Below are 19,199 nucleotides of genomic sequence, written 5' to 3'. Positions count from 1 at the left end.
AATAAATTGTAGGATTCATTTTTAAAATAGTGCAGTAGGCTATTTTGTTGGGATGCTTGCAAAAGTGATAAGTACGCTAAAATCTATTTTTTAGCATGAGCTTCTAAAAGGCACACCTATAAAAATACAAGCTACGACATTTTATTTGGATAGTGAAAACTGGTGAAAATGTAGACTTAATTGTTTTCAATAAAGGGGAATCAGAAGTTCAGCAGCTATTAAAAAGCTGTTAAATCACTCTTTTAAAAAAACTAAATGAGGTAGATCAGTTGAAATTTACAAAGAAAGTCCCTTGAAGCGTTGCGACTCAAGGGACTGCGTTTAATTGAGATGATGTTTACTTGTTTTTTTGAGCTTCCTCTTCTTCTATTTCAGAAACATTTTTCTCAGTCTCATCATCAAATTGATGTTTCGGAGTTATGAACCCTGTAAAATCAAGCGCTCCCTCAAAGTGTTCACTATAAATTCCAGCATCAAATGTATTTTCTTCGTTATTAAAATACCCTTTTATATGTGGAACACCTGTTGGATTTATTATAACTTTGGTAAATTGAACAGTTTCAATATCTTTAAAATTATATTTTAGATACTTTTCAATACGTGGACCTTCAGTTTCTATCAGTTTCTTTTTATCCCATTCTTTTTTCAAAAAATACCCGCTTATAAGTATCAGTAAAATAACGACTATAATAATTCTATTTTTTTTCATAAAACCTCCTGTATTATGTTGGCGCTAATAACAGACAAATAATTTTTATGAAAATATCTAAGAACATTATCAATTATCCTGTTATTGACGATTTTCCTCTTTTTCTATTTCGGTTACTGTTTTACTTTCATATTGATATTCTTCTCTTGGTATTAAACTTTTTTCATCATCAATCCAATTCACTCCAGCATTGAAATGGTCATCATAAATACCAACATCAAATTTCAACTCAGGATTGTTGTTCACATATCCTTTGATATGTGGTATTCCAGTGGGATTAACTACAACTGTATCAAAAGTAATCGATTCATAATTTTCGTAATTATATTTTAAATACTTTTCAATTCGAGGACCCTCAGTTTCTATCAGCTTTTTTTTATCAAATTCTTCTTTCAAGTAATACCCTCCTCCTATAAGGACTAGTAAAATAATAATTATGATAATTTTCTTTTTTTTCATAAAACCTCCTGTATTATTAGGAATATATATTCTTAATAATACAGGAGGTTTTACTTTGGCACAACTAACAGATGAACAATATTTTGAGCTGAGGGATAAAGTTAATAAAGATAAATATTTAAAAATTGGAGTAAAAATTCGAAATGGTATTTCATTTATATGAAAAAATATTTATTCAGAAAAAAAGATGTACATCTTTTGAACTTACGCAAAGTGACGTCGTACTATTTCATCTCAACATGATAGATTTAGCATTTCAACAAGAAAACTATCCACTGTCAAAGGAAATATTAAGTTTTATGAAAAAAGAATTTTCACACCCTTTAGATTTTCTTGCAACCACTATGATGAAATTTTATGACGGATTATTAATAATTTTATTGAGTGAAAATGTAGACGAAGGAACTAGACTTGCAGGAAGTACTATTTTAATACTCAAGATGTGTGATTTAAATAGACAAGCTCAAACACACCAGGATGATTTGAATCACCTTAAAAAGAAATTTGATCTATAAAAAGAGTAAATGGACTATCTTATCGGCAATTGTTAGTCACGTTATTTATTTTTTCAAGTAGATTATTAAAAACAACAGAAACTGAGCATTAGTTAGTTTCTGTTGTTTTAGGTTGGGAGACAACTTCTAAATGAGAGGGTGTCTTTTTTTCTTGTTGAATTTGCTGACTTTGCTTTACAGCATCATGATATTGGATAAACTCTTTCACTTCGTTTGTGTAAGCTACAGTGGATTGAAGCAGCTCCACTGTTAGACGATTAATTTCATCCATGTGTTTCATTGCACGTTTTACTTCAAGAGGTTGATTGGGATTTTCATTCATGATTTGTTGGGCTAATTGTGGTCGAACTTCATGCCAATGTTTTTTCAGACTATTTGGATCAAAATTTTCTTCTTTTGTCATAGTGGTCACGTCCTTTTTGTTCTCAAAAGAGTAAAAAATAATTATTTCCATATCTTGCTATTCATTCTTTTTATTGATAATTTTCTATTGCTTCTTCTAAATCCTCTGTTAACAGTAAAATATCTGCCATAGCTAACCGCAATGAATCAGAAGAGGTTCCTTTCAACATATCATCGTAATCTTTTTTAGCATTCGTACCCAAAAAATTAAGTACAATATTTCCAGCTTCTTTTTGCTTCCTTAAAAGTTGTTCTAAGTCTTCTTGTAATTCAGTTATTTTAGTATGTGTTTTTGTTCGCAATAATTCCTTTTGTTGCACAATTCTTGCTAATTTTTGAAGATGCTGAATTTCTTCTTGATAATAAAGAACCATAGCTGGGTTACTATCTTCTCTAGCTAATTCTTTTTCTAAGTTTGCTTGATATCTATTTATTTCATCGTTGTACGCTATATAGGTTTGATTACTACCAGCTATATCAATTGGTTGGAAATTCATTTTCTTCCTCCTACGATTCTATTGGTTGCGGTCCTGTTACTGAGGGCTTCATCTTATCAGGTTTAATATCAAATGAGCGTGATGCTTGAATATCTTTTGCTAAGACTCGATCTGTTTTGTCCGCTTCATCTGCGCTCGCTTTTAAACTATCGCTTAATTGATAGATTTTTTCTGCCAGTGTGCGACAATATAAATCAATCTTTTCACTTATTTCTGGATGATGCATAAAATAATTTCCTTCCCTATAGGGAAACATTTCAGATAAAATATCGGTCATTTCATGATCCTCTAAATCGTAAAACTCATCACTTGTGCGCATCTGCCTCACAAAATCATCTATTTCTCCATACTCGTAATCTTGATATTGTCTAAATGCTAGTTGAATGTCAGTAATGATTTCTTGATTCATCATCAGCTTGTTTGCATGAGAACGAAGCTCTTCTGGAGAAAACAGAATTTGTACCTTTCCACCTTTAAACATGCCTTTAAATGAATCTCTGGTATGTCCCATGAAGGGAATATCATTTTTTGAACTTTTAGCTAAGTATTGTTTGCCAATCACATTTCCAAAAGGAACATGGCCTACTGGATCAAACTTATGTCGATAATCAATGATTTTATCCATGAAGTATCCAGAATCTACCAACTCCTGTAAATCTTTTGGTAATAATCGATAAGCTTTTGCGGCCGCAAATGTTGTGGCTCTTTTATCTTTAAGTACGGCCATGTACTGTGCTAATGCGCCACCTAGACTATGACCTGTAAAAGAGTAGTCTTTGATAGGGTATTTTTTTAGTGTTTCATTCACAAAACTTTCATACCCAATAAATTGACTCTCTTCATTTTTAATTAAATCTTGTTCTTTATAATGTTCAGGTTTTTGCGCGATAGCTAAATCACCTAGGTCTGTTTCTATCCAGTCCTTTACTAGTTCGCCTAGATTATCCGTTTGACTTCCTCTTGAAGAAAAAACGACAGTTGGGTAGCTTGTTATTTTTCCGGCTTGCATAGCTTGATAATCTTTTAATGGAACAACTGCGATTGCCTGTAACCCGCTTTTTTGATCTACAGCATTGATTGTTATCCAATATGAACCATCTTCCGTTTGAATATGATCTCCTGCGTGGATATACTTATCATCATAAACCTCATCAGCTAAATTAAAATATTGTTCTTCTGTTAGTTGTGCCAAAATAAAACCTCCTGTATATTAAGTATGTATACTTTATTATACAGGAGGTTTTATGAAAAAAAAGAGAATTCTTATAATCGTTATTTTATTGATACTTATGGGAGGTTATTACTTGAAAAAAGAATTTGACAAAAAAGGAATTATGAACGAAGAAGGGCCACGTATTGAAAAGTTTTTAACCTATAATTACAACGATATAAAAACTATCCACTTTACAAAGGTAGTTATCAACCCTACTGGTATTCCGCACATACAAGGATACGTTAATGATAATAAAGAATATTATTTCAGTGCCAGTATTGGTACTCCACATTTTAATACTGGAGTTTCGTTCAGCAAAAATTGGGTTCCAAAAAAATTTGGAGATTCTACAATAAAGACACTTGAAGAAATTGAAACAGAAGAAAAAAGCAAGTAGACATCATCTACATTAAACGAAGTCCCTTGAGCCGAAACGCTTCAAGGGACTTTCTTCATGTACCTTAATTGATGATAGCATTTTAAGTGAAAAAAGAATTAATATGAGACAGCTAGTATCGTGCACCCTTTTCAGATGTATCTCTCCGATAGAAAATCAATTCACTATCATCACGAGCATCTCAAAAAATGTAAACATCAGAAAAGACTTCTTCTTGACAAAACACCAGTTTCAACGCAATATTGAAAGCAGTGAATTGAATAAAGGATGGTTTTTATGAAATTTAAAACTTTTTTAGAGCTGGTCGAAATACAAGCAAAAACAGCAAGTGTTTTACCGTATTTTATGGGGATTTTATATGCCTGGTATCACTATCAGGAGTTACATTTACTGAATTTGCTCTTATTTTTTATTGCAATGTTTCTATTTAACATGGCAGTGGATGCAATTGATAACTATATGGATTATAAAAAAGCCTCGAAGGAGCATAACTACAGAGAAGAAGTGAACATCATTGGACGCGAAAAAATTCCGATGTCATTGGTGTTAACCTTAATTATCTTAATGGTTGTTGTTTCAGCTGGAATCGGTCTATATTTGGTTCAACAAACAGGCTTACCCTTACTCTTTATGGGGCTCTATTGCTACTTTATTGGGATTTTTTATTCTTCTGGTCCAAAGCCGCTTTCAAGTATGCCAGTTGGGGAGCTTTTCTCAGGTTTAACAATGGGGTTTATGATTTATTTAATTAGCATTTATGTGAATGCTTACAATGTGATGACCTTTGATTTGGCTACTTTCTTCACGATTCTTTTTGCATCAATCTTAAATATGTTTGCAATCGCGAATTTAATGCTGGCAAATAATACCTGTGATTTAGAAGAGGATATTGTGAACAAGCGCTATACACTGCCTTATTATTTGGGACGTGCCAAAGCATTGTCACTATTTAAATGGCTGTATATCTTAGGGTATCTTTCATTGCTTATTTCGGTAATGGTAGGAATTTATCCAAAAATGATGCTTTTGACATTGTTAACAATTCCTTTTGTCCAGAAAAATACAACGCTTTATTTAAAAGAGCAAGTGAAGAAAACGACCTTCGTTTGTGCAGTGAAAAATCTAGCATTGATTACAGCTGCGGAAGTGGTGACTTTTGCACTAGGAATTTGGTTGAACTTTTAAGGTACAAAAATAGCTTTAAACAAAAAATATCTTGGCGATTTTCAGCTTTTCTGAATGTCGCCAAGATATTTTTATTTGTCTCAGTGCTATCTCCTAATTATGGATTAACAATGGTATCTGCTGTCCCAGTATTTAAAACGGATAAGCAAGCATCTAAACTGCCAAAAACTAAGTTTTCAACAGCAGTTTCAGTATAAAAAGCAATATGAGGTGTATATAAAACATCTTCGCGCTGAATTAATTGTTCTAAAATAGGATCTTCTAATTTTTTACCAGACCAATCTTTTGTTACATAAGGCATTTCATTCTCATAAGTATCAATCGCACATGCTGAAAGCTGGTTTGATTCTAAAGCATCTATTAAAGCTTGTGTATCAATAACGCCTCCACGCGCCGCATTAATTAAAAAGGCGCCCGGTTTCATTTTAGCAAAGGTTTCTTTGTTAAAGAAATGATGATTGTCTTTCGTAAGTGGCATATGAATCGTCACTAAGTCAGATTGCGCTAAAAATTCATCTAAATCATCTACATAAGTTAAGATTTTCTTTGCTTCCTCACTTTGATAAGAATCATATCCAATTAGCTCTGCGCCAAATCCTTTAAAAATCTCAGCAGTCATTTGACCAATCCGCCCTGTTCCTAAAATACCAATTTTTAAAGAACGAACTTCTTTAGCGAGAATCTGCTTATCCCAAGTAAAGATATGATTAGTCACTCTTTTTTGAATTTTTTGCGTGTGTCTTAGTAAGTTAAGGGCACTTCCAACCGTGTATTCTGCCACTGAATTAGGAGAATATGCTGGTACATTTGTAATGATAATTCCTTGTTTTTTTGCTTCATCTAGGTCATGCATATCAAAGCCAGCTGAACGTTGCGCAATTTGTGTAAACCCATCGTTTTTAAGACGGCCATACATTTCAGTAGGAATACTCATGGTTTGCTGCATACTAATACCATCTTGTCCTTCTAAGAGGTGGTAAGTACTGTTATCTAAAACTTCGCTGGAAATGGTTAGATCAATCTTATGATCTTTTGCCCATTGTTCTGCGAAAGCCTTTTCATCTTCTCTTGCGCCCATCATGATTATCTTTTTCAATCTCATCTTCTCCTTTGTCCTGTTTCTGTTATACAAATTAAGTATATGAGATTGAGAGATATTTCACTAATTAGTATTTTTTATAGGGCTATCTATTTCATTAATGATTGGCAATTTCCTGATTTGTCAAAAATTCTAAGCATAGTGCTGCTGCTGGAGATAGTGGTTTATCTTTCTTATGAACCACCACAATATCAAAGGGTTTTATTTTATCACTTAAAGGTACCCAGGCAAGTGGAGCATCTTTATATAAGGATTTTAATTGAACAGGCATAATAGCTACTAAGTTCTTTTTTAAGACATGTTGAATTAACACTTCGTGATTGTTACTCATAAAATCAATATCCGGTCTAAACCCATTTTCTCTAGATTTATTTTTTAAGACATGCCACAACACATAGTCTTTACTCATTGAACCAAAGCTCTCTTCTTTTAAATCTTTGATCCAAAGTGCTTTTTCTTTTGCTAAAGGATGATCTTCTCTCATTAAAACATAAGCATCATAGTTAAAGGTATGAATTGTATTTCTCTCTATCTCAAGGTCTGGCTCAAGAATTGGGAAAGAAACAATACCAATTTCTAATTCCTCATTTACAACTTTCTTTTGCGTTTTGATTGAGCCGTTTTCTTCTATAGTAATGGAAAAATTTGGATAGATAGACATAAATTGTTGAATTAAGGGCATATAGACAGGTGAAATAACAGAATTTGAACCAATCGTTAATTCTTTTTTTCGATAAGTATGATCATCGCCAATTAATTCAGTTAACTCATCTAAGTTTTCGATAATTTTTTGCCCTTTTTCAAAAAGGATATTTCCTGCAGTTGTTGGCATGACCTTATTTCCAACTTGATAAATAAGTTTTGAACCAAGCTCTTCCTGCAGTTTATTCATGTTCCAAGATAAAGTGGGTTGGGTAACAAAAAGGTTTTTTGCTGCATGAGAATAATTCTGAGTCTTCATAATCTCTATAAAATAACGTAATTGTCTAAATTCCATTAGATAATCCCCATTTCTACAAATTTTATTTGGCTATAGAATTTATCAATTTCAATTTTCTGAAGTTGCAACATATAATGAAGGTGTAAAAGAAATAAAGCGCTTTCTATAAAAGCTGTGATGATAATTGCATTTATATTCATTATAACTTATAAAAGAAGCTTTATAAAGCGGAAAAGAAAGGATGAGTGAGAATGGTTGTCGGTGATTTTGAGTCTAGTTTAGGCACAATCGTAATTGGAGCTGGCCCGGGAGGGTATGTTGCGGCGATTAGAGCAGCTCAATTAGGGCAAAAAGTTGCGCTGATTGAAAAAGAAAATATAGGGGGGACCTGTTTAAATGTCGGCTGTATTCCTTCCAAAGCTTTAATTGAAGCAAGTCATCATTATCATAACACTAAAAATGCCCCGTTTGCTGGAATCAACACAGAGAACACCACATTAGATTTTTCTGAAATTCAAAATTGGAAAGACAATCAAGTCGTAAAAAAATTAACAGATGGCGTGAAGTTTTTACTCAAAAAAAATAACGTAGAGATTCTTGAAGGTACTGGTTACTTCATGGATAAAGAAAGAATTCGCGTCATGCACGAATTTGGAGGGGATACTTACAAATTTGAACATGTGATTATCGCTACTGGTAGTACACCAATTGAGATTCCAGGCTTTAAATTTGGAAAACGTGTTCTTGATTCAACTGGACTACTTAATTTAGCTGAACTACCTAAAAAGTTAGTTGTTATTGGTGGCGGTTACATTGGAAGTGAACTAGCTGGCGTTTTTGCTAACTTAGGAACAGAAGTCACCATTCTTGAAGGACAATCTTCAATCTTGCCAAACTTTGATAAGAAATTAGTCTCATTCGTAGAAAAATCATTTAAGAAATTAAATGTAGTCATTGAAACAAATGCTTTAGCCAAAAAGGCGACTCATTCAGATAACGATGTTTCTGTCACTTATGAAGTAGATGGAAAAGAAAAAGAGATTACTTGTGACTATGTGTTAGTTTCTGTTGGTCGTAAGCCAAATACAAGTGAATTAGGCTTAGAAAGAGTCGGAGTTGAACTTGATGAGCGTGGTTTAATCGTTGTTGATGAAAAATGTCAAACAACACTTGAAAATGTTTATGCGATTGGTGATATCATTCCAGGCCTAGCTTTAGCACATAAAGCTAGCTATGAAGGAAAAGTTGCTGCAGAAGCGATTAGTGGACAAGATGTGGCTGTTGATTATAAAGCCATGCCGGCTGTGTGCTTCACAGATCCAGAATTAGCTTCAACAGGTCTAACAAAGGAAGAAGCAATTCGTTTAGGTTATGAACCACAAGTATCTGAATTCCCATTCCAAGGCAATGGACGTGCTTTATCAATGGGGAAAACAGAAGGGTTAGTTCAAATCGTAAGTGATAAAAATACAGGAGAAGTCTTAGGTGGCCAAATCGCAGGTGTAAACGCAAGTGATTTAATTTCAGAAATTACTTTAGCAATTGAAACAAGTGCAACAATTGAAGATTTATCCTTAACGGTTCATCCACATCCAACCATCAGCGAAACAATTATGGAAGCAGCAGAAGTAGGATTAGGGTTACCCATTCATATTTAAAAAAATTAATTATAGGAGACTAAGATTATGTCGATTAAAAGTGTTAAACCAAAAGAATTTACCATGAATATCTTAAATGGTGTTGCGTTGGGAGTTGTTGTTTCATTAATTCCAGGAGCGCTTCTAGGAGAGTTATCTAAAGCTTTAGGTTGGTCATTTGGACTCACTTCAACTGGAATAGCAGCAACGCTGATGCCTATCGTTGTAGGTGTGGCTGTTGCGATTAACTTCAAATTTACACCCATTCAAATTGGTTCACTTGGAATGGCCTGTGTGGTTGGCTCAGGTGTTGCTCATGTCAATCCTGCGGGTGGATTTGTTTACCAAGGCTCTGGAGATGTGATTAACACAGGGTTAACAGCCGCGATTGCCGCTCTTTTAATTATTCTATTAGGAGAAAAATTGAAAGCCTTTACAATTCTAGTGATTCCTACGATTGTGACAGTCGTTGGTGGTGGACTTGGCTTTTTAATCCTACCATTCATTCAAAGTCTTACAGCAATGTTTGGTCAATTCATTGCCACTTTAACAGATTTACAACCAATCCCAATGACCATTGCGATAGCGGTTATGTTCTCAATGATGATTGTTTCGCCAATTGCGACAGTTGGAATTGCTACTGCCATTTCTCTTTCAGGTATTGCCTCAGGTGCTGCTAACTTAGGAATTTGTGCTACTGGATTTTATCTATGTATTGCTGGTTGGAAATCAAATGCAATTCCAACATCATTTGCCCACTTCGTTGGTTCTCCAAAAATGCAAATGGCTAACGTCGTGAAAAAACCTAAAATCTTATTACCAGCGATTTGTAGCGCAGCGATTACAGGTTCTTTAGCATTCTTCTTAGATATACAAGGTACACCTTTTAGTGCAGGATTTGGATTTAGTGGCTTAATTGGACCAATTAATGCATTAGCTTTAAAAGCAGATGGTTGGACAATCGGTAACATCATTACCACGATCATTGCATTTCTAGTTGTACCAGTTGTTCTTGGATTTGTATTTAATTATTTATTTAATAAGAAGTTAGGGCTTGCCAGTTCAGAAGATTATAAATTAGATTTCAACTAAAGAAAGGGAGTAAAAATCGATGAGTAAACAGGATTTTAAATTATTTGAAGACATGATGAAGAAAAGTGAAGCTGCAATTCCTTTAGTACAAATTCTAGATGAAAAAGGAAAGCTAGTGAACAAGGGAATGAAGAGCTCTTTAACAGATGAAGAGTTAGTTGATTTAATGAAAGTTTTAGTTTGGGGCAGAACAACGAATGAACGCTTAATCTTGGCAGGGCGTCAAGGCCGTATTGGTAACTTACCGCCATCAGAAGGTCAAGAAGCTTCTCAATTAGCAACACTTTTTGCAATGAATAAAACAGACTTTGTGTTACCAACTTATCGTGATGTGATTCCTTTAGTTCATCATGGTATGTCAATGAAAAATGCTGTTCTTTGGTATCGTGGGCACGTAGCAGCAAATATTTTCCCTGAGAAAATTTATGGTTTGCCAGCTCAAACGATTATTGGTTCTCAAATTATTCAAGCAGCAGGTCTAGGTTATGCTTATAGACGCGATGAAAAAGATCAAGTGGCATTCACTTATATTGGAGATGGTGGTACATCACAAGGTGACTTCTATGAAGGAATTAACTTTGCTGGTATCTTCAAGTCTCAAGCTGTATTCATCGTTCAAAATAATAAATATGGGATTTCTGTTCCTCGTGAAATGCAAACTAAAGCTGGAACATTAGCTCAAAAAGCAGCAGCAGCAGGTATTCCAGGGATTCAAGTAGATGGTATGGATCCGCTAGCATTATACGAAGCAACTAAAACAGCTCGTGAGTACACAATGGCTGGTAATGGACCTGTGTTAATTGAAACATTAACTTATCGTTTCGGTGCGCATACATTATCTGATGATCCGAAAAGATACCGTTCTCAAGAAGAAGTCGATGAGTGGGTAGCAAAAGATTTCTTAATTAGAATGAGAACCTATTTAGGCGAAAAAGGTTTATGGAACGAAGAAATGGAACAAGAAGTCATTGATGCAACAACCAAAGAAGTAAATGACGCTTTAGACTTAGCTGATAATGAACCAAAAATGAAAGTATCTCAATTACTGAAAAATGTCTTTGAAGTACCGACACCTCGTATTCAAAAAGAAATCGAGATGTATGAAGCGAAGGAGGAAAACTAAAGATGGCAGTTAAAAATATGGTACAGGCTATCAATGAAGCCTTAACACAAGAAATGAAACGTGACGAAAGAATCTTAGTTTTTGGTGAAGACGTAGGAACGAATGGTGGGGTATTCCGTGTCACTGATGGAATGGTTGCTGAATTAGGAGCAGACCGCGTTTTCGATACACCTTTAGCAGAATCAGGTATTATGGGCATGGCATTAGGCATGGCACTAGGTGGCTTCCGTCCCATTCCAGAAATTCAATTCTCTGGTTTTACAATGGAAGCAATCGATGGACTTTTAGGACAATTAGCTCGTCATCGCTACCGTCTAGGTGGAAAAGAAGGCGTTCCTGTAACCGTTCGTTCAACCTTTGGTGGTGGTGTAGGAACACCGGAATTACACTCAGATAACTTAGAAGGGTTATTTGCTCAATCACCTGGTTTACGTATCGTTATTCCAAGTGGTCCATATGATGCAAAAGGTCTTTTAACGGCTGCAATCAGAAACAATGACCCAGTTTACTTCTTAGAGCATTTAAAATTATACCGCTCAGTTACAGAAGAAGTGCCAGCAGAATCGTATGTGATTGATCTAGATAAAGCACATGTTGTTCAAGAAGGAACTGACATTACAATTGTCACTTATGGTGCAATGGTTCATGAATCTAAAAAAGCCATTGAAAAACTTGAAAAAGATGGGATTTCAGTTGAATTAATTGACTTAAGAACAGTGGCGCCATTTGATATTGATACTATTTTAAATTCAGTGAAGAAAACAGGTCGTGTCGTAGTTGTTCAAGAAGCACAACGCTTAACTGGGATTGGCAATCATATCATGGCTGAAATTGCAGAAGGTGCAATGTATGACTTAGAAGCTGCAATTGGACGCGTAGCTGCTCCAGATAGCCATTTCCCATTTGGACAAGCAGAATCAATCTGGTTACCAAATGCTTCATTAATTGAAGAACAGGTCAGAAAAACAATGGCTGAATAAAAAATAGGAGGAGAACTCATGGCTTATATATTTAAATTACCAGATGTGGGTGAAGGGTTAGTTGAAGCAGATATTATCCAATGGTTAGTAAAAGAAGGAGATGTCATAAAAGCTGATGATGCCTTAGTTGAAATCCAAAATGATAAATCAGCAATGGAGATTCCCTCTCCGGTTTCAGGAACAGTCGTTAAAATATTAGTTCCAGAAGGCGTTGCGAAAGTAGATGAAGGCATTATTGAAATTGATACAGGGGACGAAACAGCTGAAGAAGCAGTTGCTGTAGCACCAGTTGTAGAAGAAACCGTAAGTACAGGTAACTATGTTTTTGAATTACCAGATGTTGGCGAAGGGTTAGTTGAAGCAGAAATCATCCAATGGTTAGTAAAAGAAGGGGAGAAGGTTCAAGCGGATCAAGCTTTAGTTGAAATCCAAAACGATAAATCAACAATGGAAATTCCTTCTCCAGTTTCAGGGACAGTCGTTAAAATATTAGTTCCAGAAGGTATGGCAAAAGTAGATGAAGGCATTATTGAAATTGATACAGGTGCTGGCGGACCAAGTAATCAAACTGCAGCTAAACCTCAAGAAAAAGCAGCAGCACCTAAAGTGGCAACTCAATCAGTACCAACTGGCGCACCATCTGCAAAAGTTCGTGCACTTCCTTCAGTAAGACGTTATGCAAGACAGCAAAACGTTGATTTAGCACAGGTAACACCAACTGGACCAAATGCTAAGATTTTAAAAATAGATGTGGATACATTCTTAAGTGGTGGGGGAGCACCAGTCGCTGCACCAGCTCCAGCAGCAGCTGTTTCAACACAGGCTGCCGTGGAAGAAACGCCAAAAGCAGTGGCTAAACCTGCAGCACCAGTTGTTCCGGCAAACGAAGACTGGGTTGAAAAAATGACACCAACTCGTCGTGCAATTGCAAAAGCGATGGTCACTAGTCGTACCGAAATTCCGCATGTCACAGTCTTTGATAAATTACGTGCTGAAAAATTAGTAGCGCATCGTAATGCCTATAAAGAAATTGCGAAAGCAGAAGAAGTTCGTTTAACTTTCTTACCATATGTGGTGAAAGCGATGGTTGCAATGTTGAAAGCTTATCCAGCCTTAAATGCTTCTGTGAATATGGAAAAATCAGAAATTGTTCATCGCGGAAATATCAATATTGGCATTGCAACAAATACAGAGCATGGTTTATTTGTACCAGTTATTAAAAATGCAGATCGCAAGAGTATTTTTGAAATTGCCGAAGAAATTGAAATATTAGCTAAAAAAGCGATGGCAAATCAGTTAACGCGTGACGATATGAGTGGTAGCTCTGCAACGATTACAAATATTGGTGGTATGCCTGGAACGGGTGGTGTCTGGTCAACACCAATTATCAACTATCCAGAATCCATGATTATGGGGATTGCACGTATTTCTGATGAAGTGGTTGTGAATGAGGAACGTGAAATGGAAGTTGCATCAATTATGCGCTTGTCATTTGCCTTTGACCACAGATTAGTAGATGGTGTGGAAGCTCAAAATGCATTAGGTGCTTTTAAGAAAGCATTAGAAGATCCAAACTTAATGTTGCTTAAAAATTAAGAAAAAATTTGGAGGTGTTTAAATGGTTTTACAATCATTTGAGTCATTAAAAAAACGCCTTTCAACAACAAAACAAGCGCCTAAACGAGTGGTTGTTGCAAATGCAACGGATGAACATACTGTTTCAGCAGTCATGACTTTATTTAAAGAAAATATGTTAATGCCAACTCTTGTTGGTGATCAATCAGTCATTGTTCCACTGCTAGAAAGTTTGTCAATCTCAAAAGAGGAAATCGCTAAATTAGATATCATAGACGTTACTGGAGATGAGGAAATTGCTTTTAAAGCAGTTTCCTTAATCCGTGATGGACTTGGTGATGTTTTGATGAAAGGCCATATTCAAACAAGAGATTTATTAAAAGCAGTTGTAAATAAAGAAACAGGTATTCGTCAGCAAAAAGTATTGTCCCATGTGGCGATTAATGAAATTCCTTATTTTCATAAATTACTCTTTTTAACAGATGGTGGCATGATGTTGACACCAGATGTTGCAATGAAACAAGAAATCTTAAAGAATGTACTATCTCTAACGAAGCAGTTAGGTTATGAAACAACTTATGTAGCGCTATTAGATGCTAGTGAAAATGTGAACCCTAAACTACAAGCTTCTCTTGATGCAAAAGAAATCAAAGAAGCAGCCAAAAATGGTGCGTTTCCAGATGCTGTGATTGAAGGGCCAATCTCTTTAGATTTATCTTTAAGCAAAGCGATTGCAAAAGAAAAAGAATACACAAGTCCTGTTGCAGGAGAAGCGGATGTCTTGCTTGTGCCAGATATCGTTTCTGGAAATCTACTTGGAAAAAGCATGGTGACATTTGGAAAAGGTCAAATGGCGGGGCTTGTTTTAGGTGCGACTGTTCCAATTATTATTACTTCTCGTGGTTCAACAACAGAAGAAAAAATAAATTCATTAATGATTGCATGTGCTATATAAGGAGCGAACACAAGTGAAAAAAATATTAGTTATTAATCCGGGCTCTACTTCAACTAAAATTGCTTACTATGAAGATAAAAAAGAACGATTAAATAAAAATGTTCATCATGAAACAGCTGAGTTAGAAAAATTTGCTACAATTGCCGATCAATATGATTATCGTTTATCATTGATTCAATCATTTTTAGAAGATGAGGGCATTGATTTTACACAGCTTGATGCTGCTGTTGGTCGTGGTGGTTCCTTACCACCTGTAGAAGCAGGCGCCTATCTCGTCAATGATCAAATGATTGATTGGCTAGTTAATAAAACCAATGTTCACCATGCGTCTAATTTAGGTGCCATGTTAGCAAATGGTTTTAGGGAAAAGAGTAAAGCAGACTGTATCGCGATGGTTTATGATCCGATTACAGTGGATCAATATCATGAATTAGCGCGTGTTTCAGGTCTAAAAGGTGTGAAGAGAACAAGTATTGGGCATGCTTTAAATATGCGTGCCATTGCGTTAAAAACAGCAGCTGACTTGAATAAGCCTTATGAAGACGCTAATTTTATTATTGCCCACTTAGGCAGTGGCTCAACAATCAGTGCCCACCAAAAAGGACGGATGATTGATTATTCTCTGGATGATGAAGGACCATTTTCTGTTGAACGAACAGGGAGTTTATCATTAAAAGAATTTATCCCATTCTGCTATCAAATGACACAAGAAGAAATCACTGCTTGGACGCGTAAGAAAGGTGGTATGATTTCTTACTTGGGCACAAACAGTGGTCTCGAAGTAGAGGAAAGAATTTTAGCAGGAGATGAGGAAGCACGTCTAATTCTTGAAGCAATGGCCTATCAAGTTGCTAAAGGGATTGGAGAGCTTGCTACCGTTTTATCTGGCAAGGTTGATCAAATTGTCATTACTGGTGGTCTTGCTTATTCAGAAAGACTAATGAATTGGATTACTGAAAGAGTTTCTTTCATTGCACCAGTATCTTCTGTTCCGGGAGAATTTGAGATGGAAGCTTTAAGAAACGGTGCTTTACGCGTTTTAACAGGTGAAGAAAAAGCAAGGGAATTTGAATAAACAAAAAGGTTGGATTTTTTCAAGAGAGGAGTCTTCCTGGTATGATGAATATTCTTGCATTTAATGATGCTGTGGTCGCAAAATATGGGCATTTTGCTCAAGTGATGCTTGAAGTGACAATTGAAGAAAAAAATATCGTGATTACTGCGCCCATTTCTTTTTTAAGTGATTACAGTGGCATGTCTCTTAGTATTTTATGGGAAAAATCTGGGATTGATAACTATCAAGCAATTGGGTTACAAGATTTATACTATACCACTCATGACAACATGACTTATGATTCAAATGAACAGACTTTAACGGTAATCGATCCAAATGGAATGGTCCTTAAAGTAAAAGCATAGCATGCAGAATCATTTGTTGTTACTCTTGAAAATAAAATTGAAGTAAAGTGCAGGATTCAAAGAGAGGAAGCATCATATTTCCTCTCTTTTTTTGATCTCTTATTTTTAAATTGCTGATGTGAACCTTTAATCGGTTCAGTAGCTAAAATAGGGTCTTTCCTCTTAACGTATCTGCTACAACTTCAATTGGACAAATAGCCTCATTTTTATCATGCATTTCCTTTATAATGGTTGTGTTTTAACCAAATTTCAACATAACGGTATTGCTTATATTCATATAGAATACTCATAAAAAAAATGACAATACCGATTTTAAAAGGAATAAAAGACAATGCTAGCTTAATAGGTAATCATGTTTACTTCTAATAACTCACGATATTCACCATCCAATGAGGGAAAATGCCGTTGCAGAGATTATTATTTTTGGCAGAAGTGTAGGACAAGCTACAGTTGAAGAAATGAAATAATACTATATGAAGATAAAGAGCGTTCATCTTTGATGAATGCTATTTTTTTGTGATTAATATGAGAATAGTTAATGGGACAGCGAAATAGTTGCTTAATGAATAAGTTCCGCATATAATGACATTATTAAAAAGAAGGGAGTGTCAATAAAGCAGAATGATTGATAAAGGATAATCAAAAGGTTATCCTACCTGTATGATTTAGAGTGATTCAGATGATGTGTTAAAGGATATTTAAAAATAGGGGGATTTAGTAGTGGAGTATTATGATGGGGATAATCGAATTTATGTAACGAATGATGTAGACATTGAAGTAGGAGAGATTACTTATGTTCCAAGTGGCGAGCATTTGCTGATTATTGAACATACAGGGGTTGATCCAGCTTATCGGGGACAAGGCATTGCACAAGAACTCGTTCGATTGGTTGTAGAAATAGCAATCATGCAAGGCAAAAAAGTGATACCATTATGTCCATTTGCCAATGCGGAATTTAAAAAACATCCAGAGTATCAGAAGATAGAAGCAAAATAAAAAGTAAAGCAGGCAAAAAAGTCTGCTTTGCTTTATTTTATATACAGTGTTCTATCTAGGAAACTAAATTTAGCATTTACTATCAGAAACTCAATTAGACGAGAAAGAAAAAATAGCATATAATAGATGAGAGTAGTGGTATGATAAGAAAGATTATTATGAGTAGCATCATTATTTAATGGTTAAGGTTAAAGGAGAAATAACTTGAATAAATTTTTAGGTCTAAGATTGACCAATATAAGAAAAAGTAAAGGATTAACACAAAAAGAATTGGCACAAGGCATTATTTCCAAATCTTATTTGTCTAATATTGAGAATGGCAATAAGTTTCCAGGAAAAGAGACACTAGTTTTTTTATGTAACCGATTGGAATTGAAAACAGAAGAGATTGTGGTTGAACAACCATCAAGTCATGAATTAATCAGACTTTTGGAAAAAGTCTTTCAAGCCCTTTTATACGATGAACTACAAACCGCTAAAAAGCTGTTACAGCAAGTTGAAAAAGAATATCACTTACATAGAGAAGAAGCAAAATTAGAAATTGCTTATTATTTACTTTTATCATCCTGGTATTATAAATCCTGGCGATATGATGAGGCGAAACAAATTAGTCGCATTTATTTATCTACAGTAAAAAAAGTGATTCCTGTTAAAAGCGATGATCAACACTTGCTGCGTTATTATTACTTCTATCAAGTACAAAAGAACTTTAATACAAACCAATACCAAAAGGCAGTTGATGCAGCTGAGGCATTTGTGGCACTCCCATTTGGGGAACCTATTGAAAAAAACATTATGCAAAGCAATATCCCCATTCTTTATATCAATCTTGTACAGTATGAAAATGCATTGGCTGCGACAACGAAATTCTTTGACAACTTAATGCTTGTGTCTAAGGAACAGCAATCACATGCTGTGAAAGTTGCTTATTTAGAAGGGTTTATTTATTATGAGATTGGTTTTTATGCCCAAGCAGAAAAAGCCTTTGAAAAAGCTTTAGTATTAATAGAAGAATATCCTGCTATGAAAGATCATTTTCATGTCTTGATTTTGTATAAACAAGCCCATACCTTTCAAAAAAATAACAACAAAATGGCAATAGAAGAAGTTTATGACCGCATTTATATCATGTTAAAGAATAAAGATGAAGCAAATTATACCTTAACAAGAAATGAAATTTTACCAATGACAGAACTATTGGTTTATTATGCAGAAAATAAGCAAATTGATCGTGCTGAATATCTACTAGCTTTTTCTAAACGTTTAGATTGCAAATTTGAAGAAACGCTTTACTTTATTCGATATGGAGATGCTCTTTGTGATTTAAATCGAGGAGATGAGAGCAGCTATGAAACTAAAATTGACAATTTGTTAAAAAAAGTTGATGCTTCAAATGATCCAAGTTTTATTGCTAGAGTGAAAGCACAGTCTAGCCAGTATTTTTCTGAAAAAGCCATGTATAAGAAATCTTATTCTATTTTGAAAGAAGAAAAATAAAAAACAGCTAATGAGAGTTTGCCTCTCACACGCTGTTTCTTTTTTTATTTATTTACTTTGGAGGAGTAAAATAAATGAAAAAATATTAGTTGTTGGGTATGAATAAAGTATAGCTTTTAAATGTGAAAAAATTGTGATGAAACTAGTAAGAAATTGATAAAAAACATACTAAGATTAGAGGGTAAAGTCATCGACGGATGACTTTACCCTCTATTTCCCTATTTTTAGGTATATAGTAAGAAGTGAAAGGAAGATCGATCATAACCTGATGGACTTCGAGTCCCTACAAAAAAACGATCTCCTTCACTGTCATTTTAAAATCTGGTTTAAGTATGTTGGGGCTTCGAGCTCGTGTTTAGGAAATTAGGAACGAAATGAAACAGTGAAGAACCTTTCGAAAAAAAAGAAAGAAGATGAAAATATGGCTTATGTACTTGCATTGGATGTTTCTATGGGAAAAAGTTATAAGGTTCTTTATGAAGAGGATTGTTGTCTCTCCGAGGGAGAGA

General features: G+C 34.9%; 20 protein-coding genes. 13 read left to right on the top strand and 7 right to left on the bottom strand.

Annotated elements, in window-relative coordinates; translation table 11 throughout:
- Positions 1-337 precede the first annotated feature (337 nt).
- Together BMW29_RS10230 and BMW29_RS10225 are read right to left on the bottom strand one after the other, a co-directional pair.
- Positions 338-709 (bottom strand): DUF1433 domain-containing protein, encoded by a 372-nt coding sequence (locus BMW29_RS10230; protein ID WP_092653062.1) that lies wholly within the window; start codon positions 707-709, stop codon positions 338-340.
- Positions 710-790: 81 nt separating this feature from the next.
- The gene (locus tag BMW29_RS10225) at positions 791-1,168 is read right to left on the bottom strand and encodes a DUF1433 domain-containing protein (RefSeq protein WP_092653060.1); all 378 of its coding nucleotides are present in this window, start codon (positions 1,166-1,168) and stop codon (positions 791-793) included.
- Between the two features lie 143 nt (positions 1,169-1,311).
- On the opposite strand from BMW29_RS10225, the gene BMW29_RS10220 reads away from it, so the two are divergent.
- Positions 1,312-1,683, top strand: coding sequence for a hypothetical protein (locus BMW29_RS10220; protein WP_092653058.1), 372 nt, complete (start codon positions 1,312-1,314; stop codon positions 1,681-1,683).
- An 88-nt stretch (positions 1,684-1,771) separates the two neighbouring features.
- Here BMW29_RS10220 and BMW29_RS10215 read toward each other — a convergent pair whose 3' ends face one another.
- From BMW29_RS10215 to BMW29_RS10205, 3 genes are all read right to left on the bottom strand, one after another.
- Positions 1,772-2,086: a hypothetical protein gene (locus tag BMW29_RS10215; protein ID WP_092653056.1), complete on the bottom strand. Its 315-nt coding sequence runs from the start codon at positions 2,084-2,086 to the stop codon at positions 1,772-1,774.
- 70 nt (positions 2,087-2,156) lie between these two features.
- Positions 2,157-2,582, bottom strand: a complete 426-nt coding sequence (locus BMW29_RS10210) for a hypothetical protein (protein ID WP_092653054.1) — start codon at positions 2,580-2,582, stop codon at positions 2,157-2,159.
- Positions 2,583-2,592: 10 nt separating this feature from the next.
- The gene (locus BMW29_RS10205; RefSeq protein ID WP_092653052.1) at positions 2,593-3,774 is read right to left on the bottom strand and encodes a Tle-like phospholipase domain-containing protein; all 1,182 of its coding nucleotides are present in this window, start codon (positions 3,772-3,774) and stop codon (positions 2,593-2,595) included.
- A gap of 112 nt (positions 3,775-3,886) precedes the next feature.
- Between BMW29_RS10205 and BMW29_RS10200 the strand changes: the two genes are divergently transcribed.
- Both BMW29_RS10200 and BMW29_RS10195 read left to right on the top strand, forming a co-directional pair.
- The gene (locus BMW29_RS10200) at positions 3,887-4,192 is read left to right on the top strand and encodes a DUF1433 domain-containing protein (RefSeq protein WP_177165743.1); all 306 of its coding nucleotides are present in this window, start codon (positions 3,887-3,889) and stop codon (positions 4,190-4,192) included.
- A gap of 276 nt (positions 4,193-4,468) precedes the next feature.
- On the top strand, positions 4,469-5,377 hold the full coding sequence (locus BMW29_RS10195; protein WP_092653048.1) for a prenyltransferase: 909 nt from the start codon (positions 4,469-4,471) through the stop codon (positions 5,375-5,377).
- Positions 5,378-5,474: 97 nt separating this feature from the next.
- Here BMW29_RS10195 and BMW29_RS10190 read toward each other — a convergent pair whose 3' ends face one another.
- Both BMW29_RS10190 and BMW29_RS10185 read right to left on the bottom strand, forming a co-directional pair.
- Entirely contained in the window at positions 5,475-6,473 is a 999-nt protein-coding gene (locus BMW29_RS10190; protein WP_245706272.1) for a D-2-hydroxyacid dehydrogenase, read from the bottom strand.
- Positions 6,474-6,573: 100 nt separating this feature from the next.
- Positions 6,574-7,473: a LysR family transcriptional regulator gene (locus BMW29_RS10185; RefSeq protein WP_092653046.1), complete on the bottom strand. Its 900-nt coding sequence runs from the start codon at positions 7,471-7,473 to the stop codon at positions 6,574-6,576.
- A gap of 194 nt (positions 7,474-7,667) precedes the next feature.
- Between BMW29_RS10185 and lpdA the strand changes: the two genes are divergently transcribed.
- From lpdA to BMW29_RS10135, 10 genes are all read left to right on the top strand, one after another.
- Positions 7,668-9,074 carry a dihydrolipoyl dehydrogenase gene (lpdA, locus tag BMW29_RS10180; RefSeq protein ID WP_092653044.1) on the top strand — a complete coding sequence of 469 codons (1,407 nt, stop codon included), beginning with the start codon at positions 7,668-7,670 and terminating at the stop codon, positions 9,072-9,074.
- A 27-nt stretch (positions 9,075-9,101) separates the two neighbouring features.
- The gene (locus tag BMW29_RS10175) at positions 9,102-10,145 is read left to right on the top strand and encodes a PTS sugar transporter subunit IIC (protein ID WP_092653042.1); all 1,044 of its coding nucleotides are present in this window, start codon (positions 9,102-9,104) and stop codon (positions 10,143-10,145) included.
- 19 nt (positions 10,146-10,164) lie between these two features.
- Positions 10,165-11,268 (top strand): pyruvate dehydrogenase (acetyl-transferring) E1 component subunit alpha, encoded by a 1,104-nt coding sequence (gene pdhA / locus BMW29_RS10170; RefSeq protein ID WP_092653040.1) that lies wholly within the window; start codon positions 10,165-10,167, stop codon positions 11,266-11,268.
- Positions 11,269-11,270: 2 nt separating this feature from the next.
- Positions 11,271-12,248 (top strand): alpha-ketoacid dehydrogenase subunit beta, encoded by a 978-nt coding sequence (locus BMW29_RS10165; RefSeq protein WP_092653038.1) that lies wholly within the window; start codon positions 11,271-11,273, stop codon positions 12,246-12,248.
- A gap of 18 nt (positions 12,249-12,266) precedes the next feature.
- Positions 12,267-13,844 carry a 2-oxo acid dehydrogenase subunit E2 gene (locus BMW29_RS10160; protein ID WP_092653036.1) on the top strand — a complete coding sequence of 526 codons (1,578 nt, stop codon included), beginning with the start codon at positions 12,267-12,269 and terminating at the stop codon, positions 13,842-13,844.
- A 22-nt stretch (positions 13,845-13,866) separates the two neighbouring features.
- Positions 13,867-14,778, top strand: coding sequence for a phosphate acyltransferase (locus BMW29_RS10155; protein ID WP_092653034.1), 912 nt, complete (start codon positions 13,867-13,869; stop codon positions 14,776-14,778).
- Positions 14,779-14,791: 13 nt separating this feature from the next.
- Positions 14,792-15,853 (top strand): butyrate kinase, encoded by a 1,062-nt coding sequence (buk, locus tag BMW29_RS10150; protein ID WP_092653032.1) that lies wholly within the window; start codon positions 14,792-14,794, stop codon positions 15,851-15,853.
- Between the two features lie 41 nt (positions 15,854-15,894).
- Positions 15,895-16,197, top strand: a complete 303-nt coding sequence (locus tag BMW29_RS10145) for a hypothetical protein (protein WP_092653030.1) — start codon at positions 15,895-15,897, stop codon at positions 16,195-16,197.
- Between the two features lie 720 nt (positions 16,198-16,917).
- Positions 16,918-17,193, top strand: coding sequence for a GNAT family N-acetyltransferase (locus BMW29_RS10140; protein WP_092653028.1), 276 nt, complete (start codon positions 16,918-16,920; stop codon positions 17,191-17,193).
- Between the two features lie 204 nt (positions 17,194-17,397).
- Complete coding sequence (locus BMW29_RS10135; protein ID WP_092653026.1) at positions 17,398-18,690, top strand: helix-turn-helix domain-containing protein; 1,293 nt, start codon at positions 17,398-17,400, stop codon at positions 18,688-18,690.
- The last annotated feature ends 509 nt before the right edge of the window (positions 18,691-19,199 follow it).

The sequence above is a fragment of the Isobaculum melis genome (assembly GCF_900111355.1).
Taxonomy (GTDB): domain Bacteria; phylum Bacillota; class Bacilli; order Lactobacillales; family Carnobacteriaceae; genus Isobaculum; species Isobaculum melis.
Note: the sequence above shows the minus strand (reverse complement) of the source record. Positions and strands in the feature narration are given on the sequence as shown.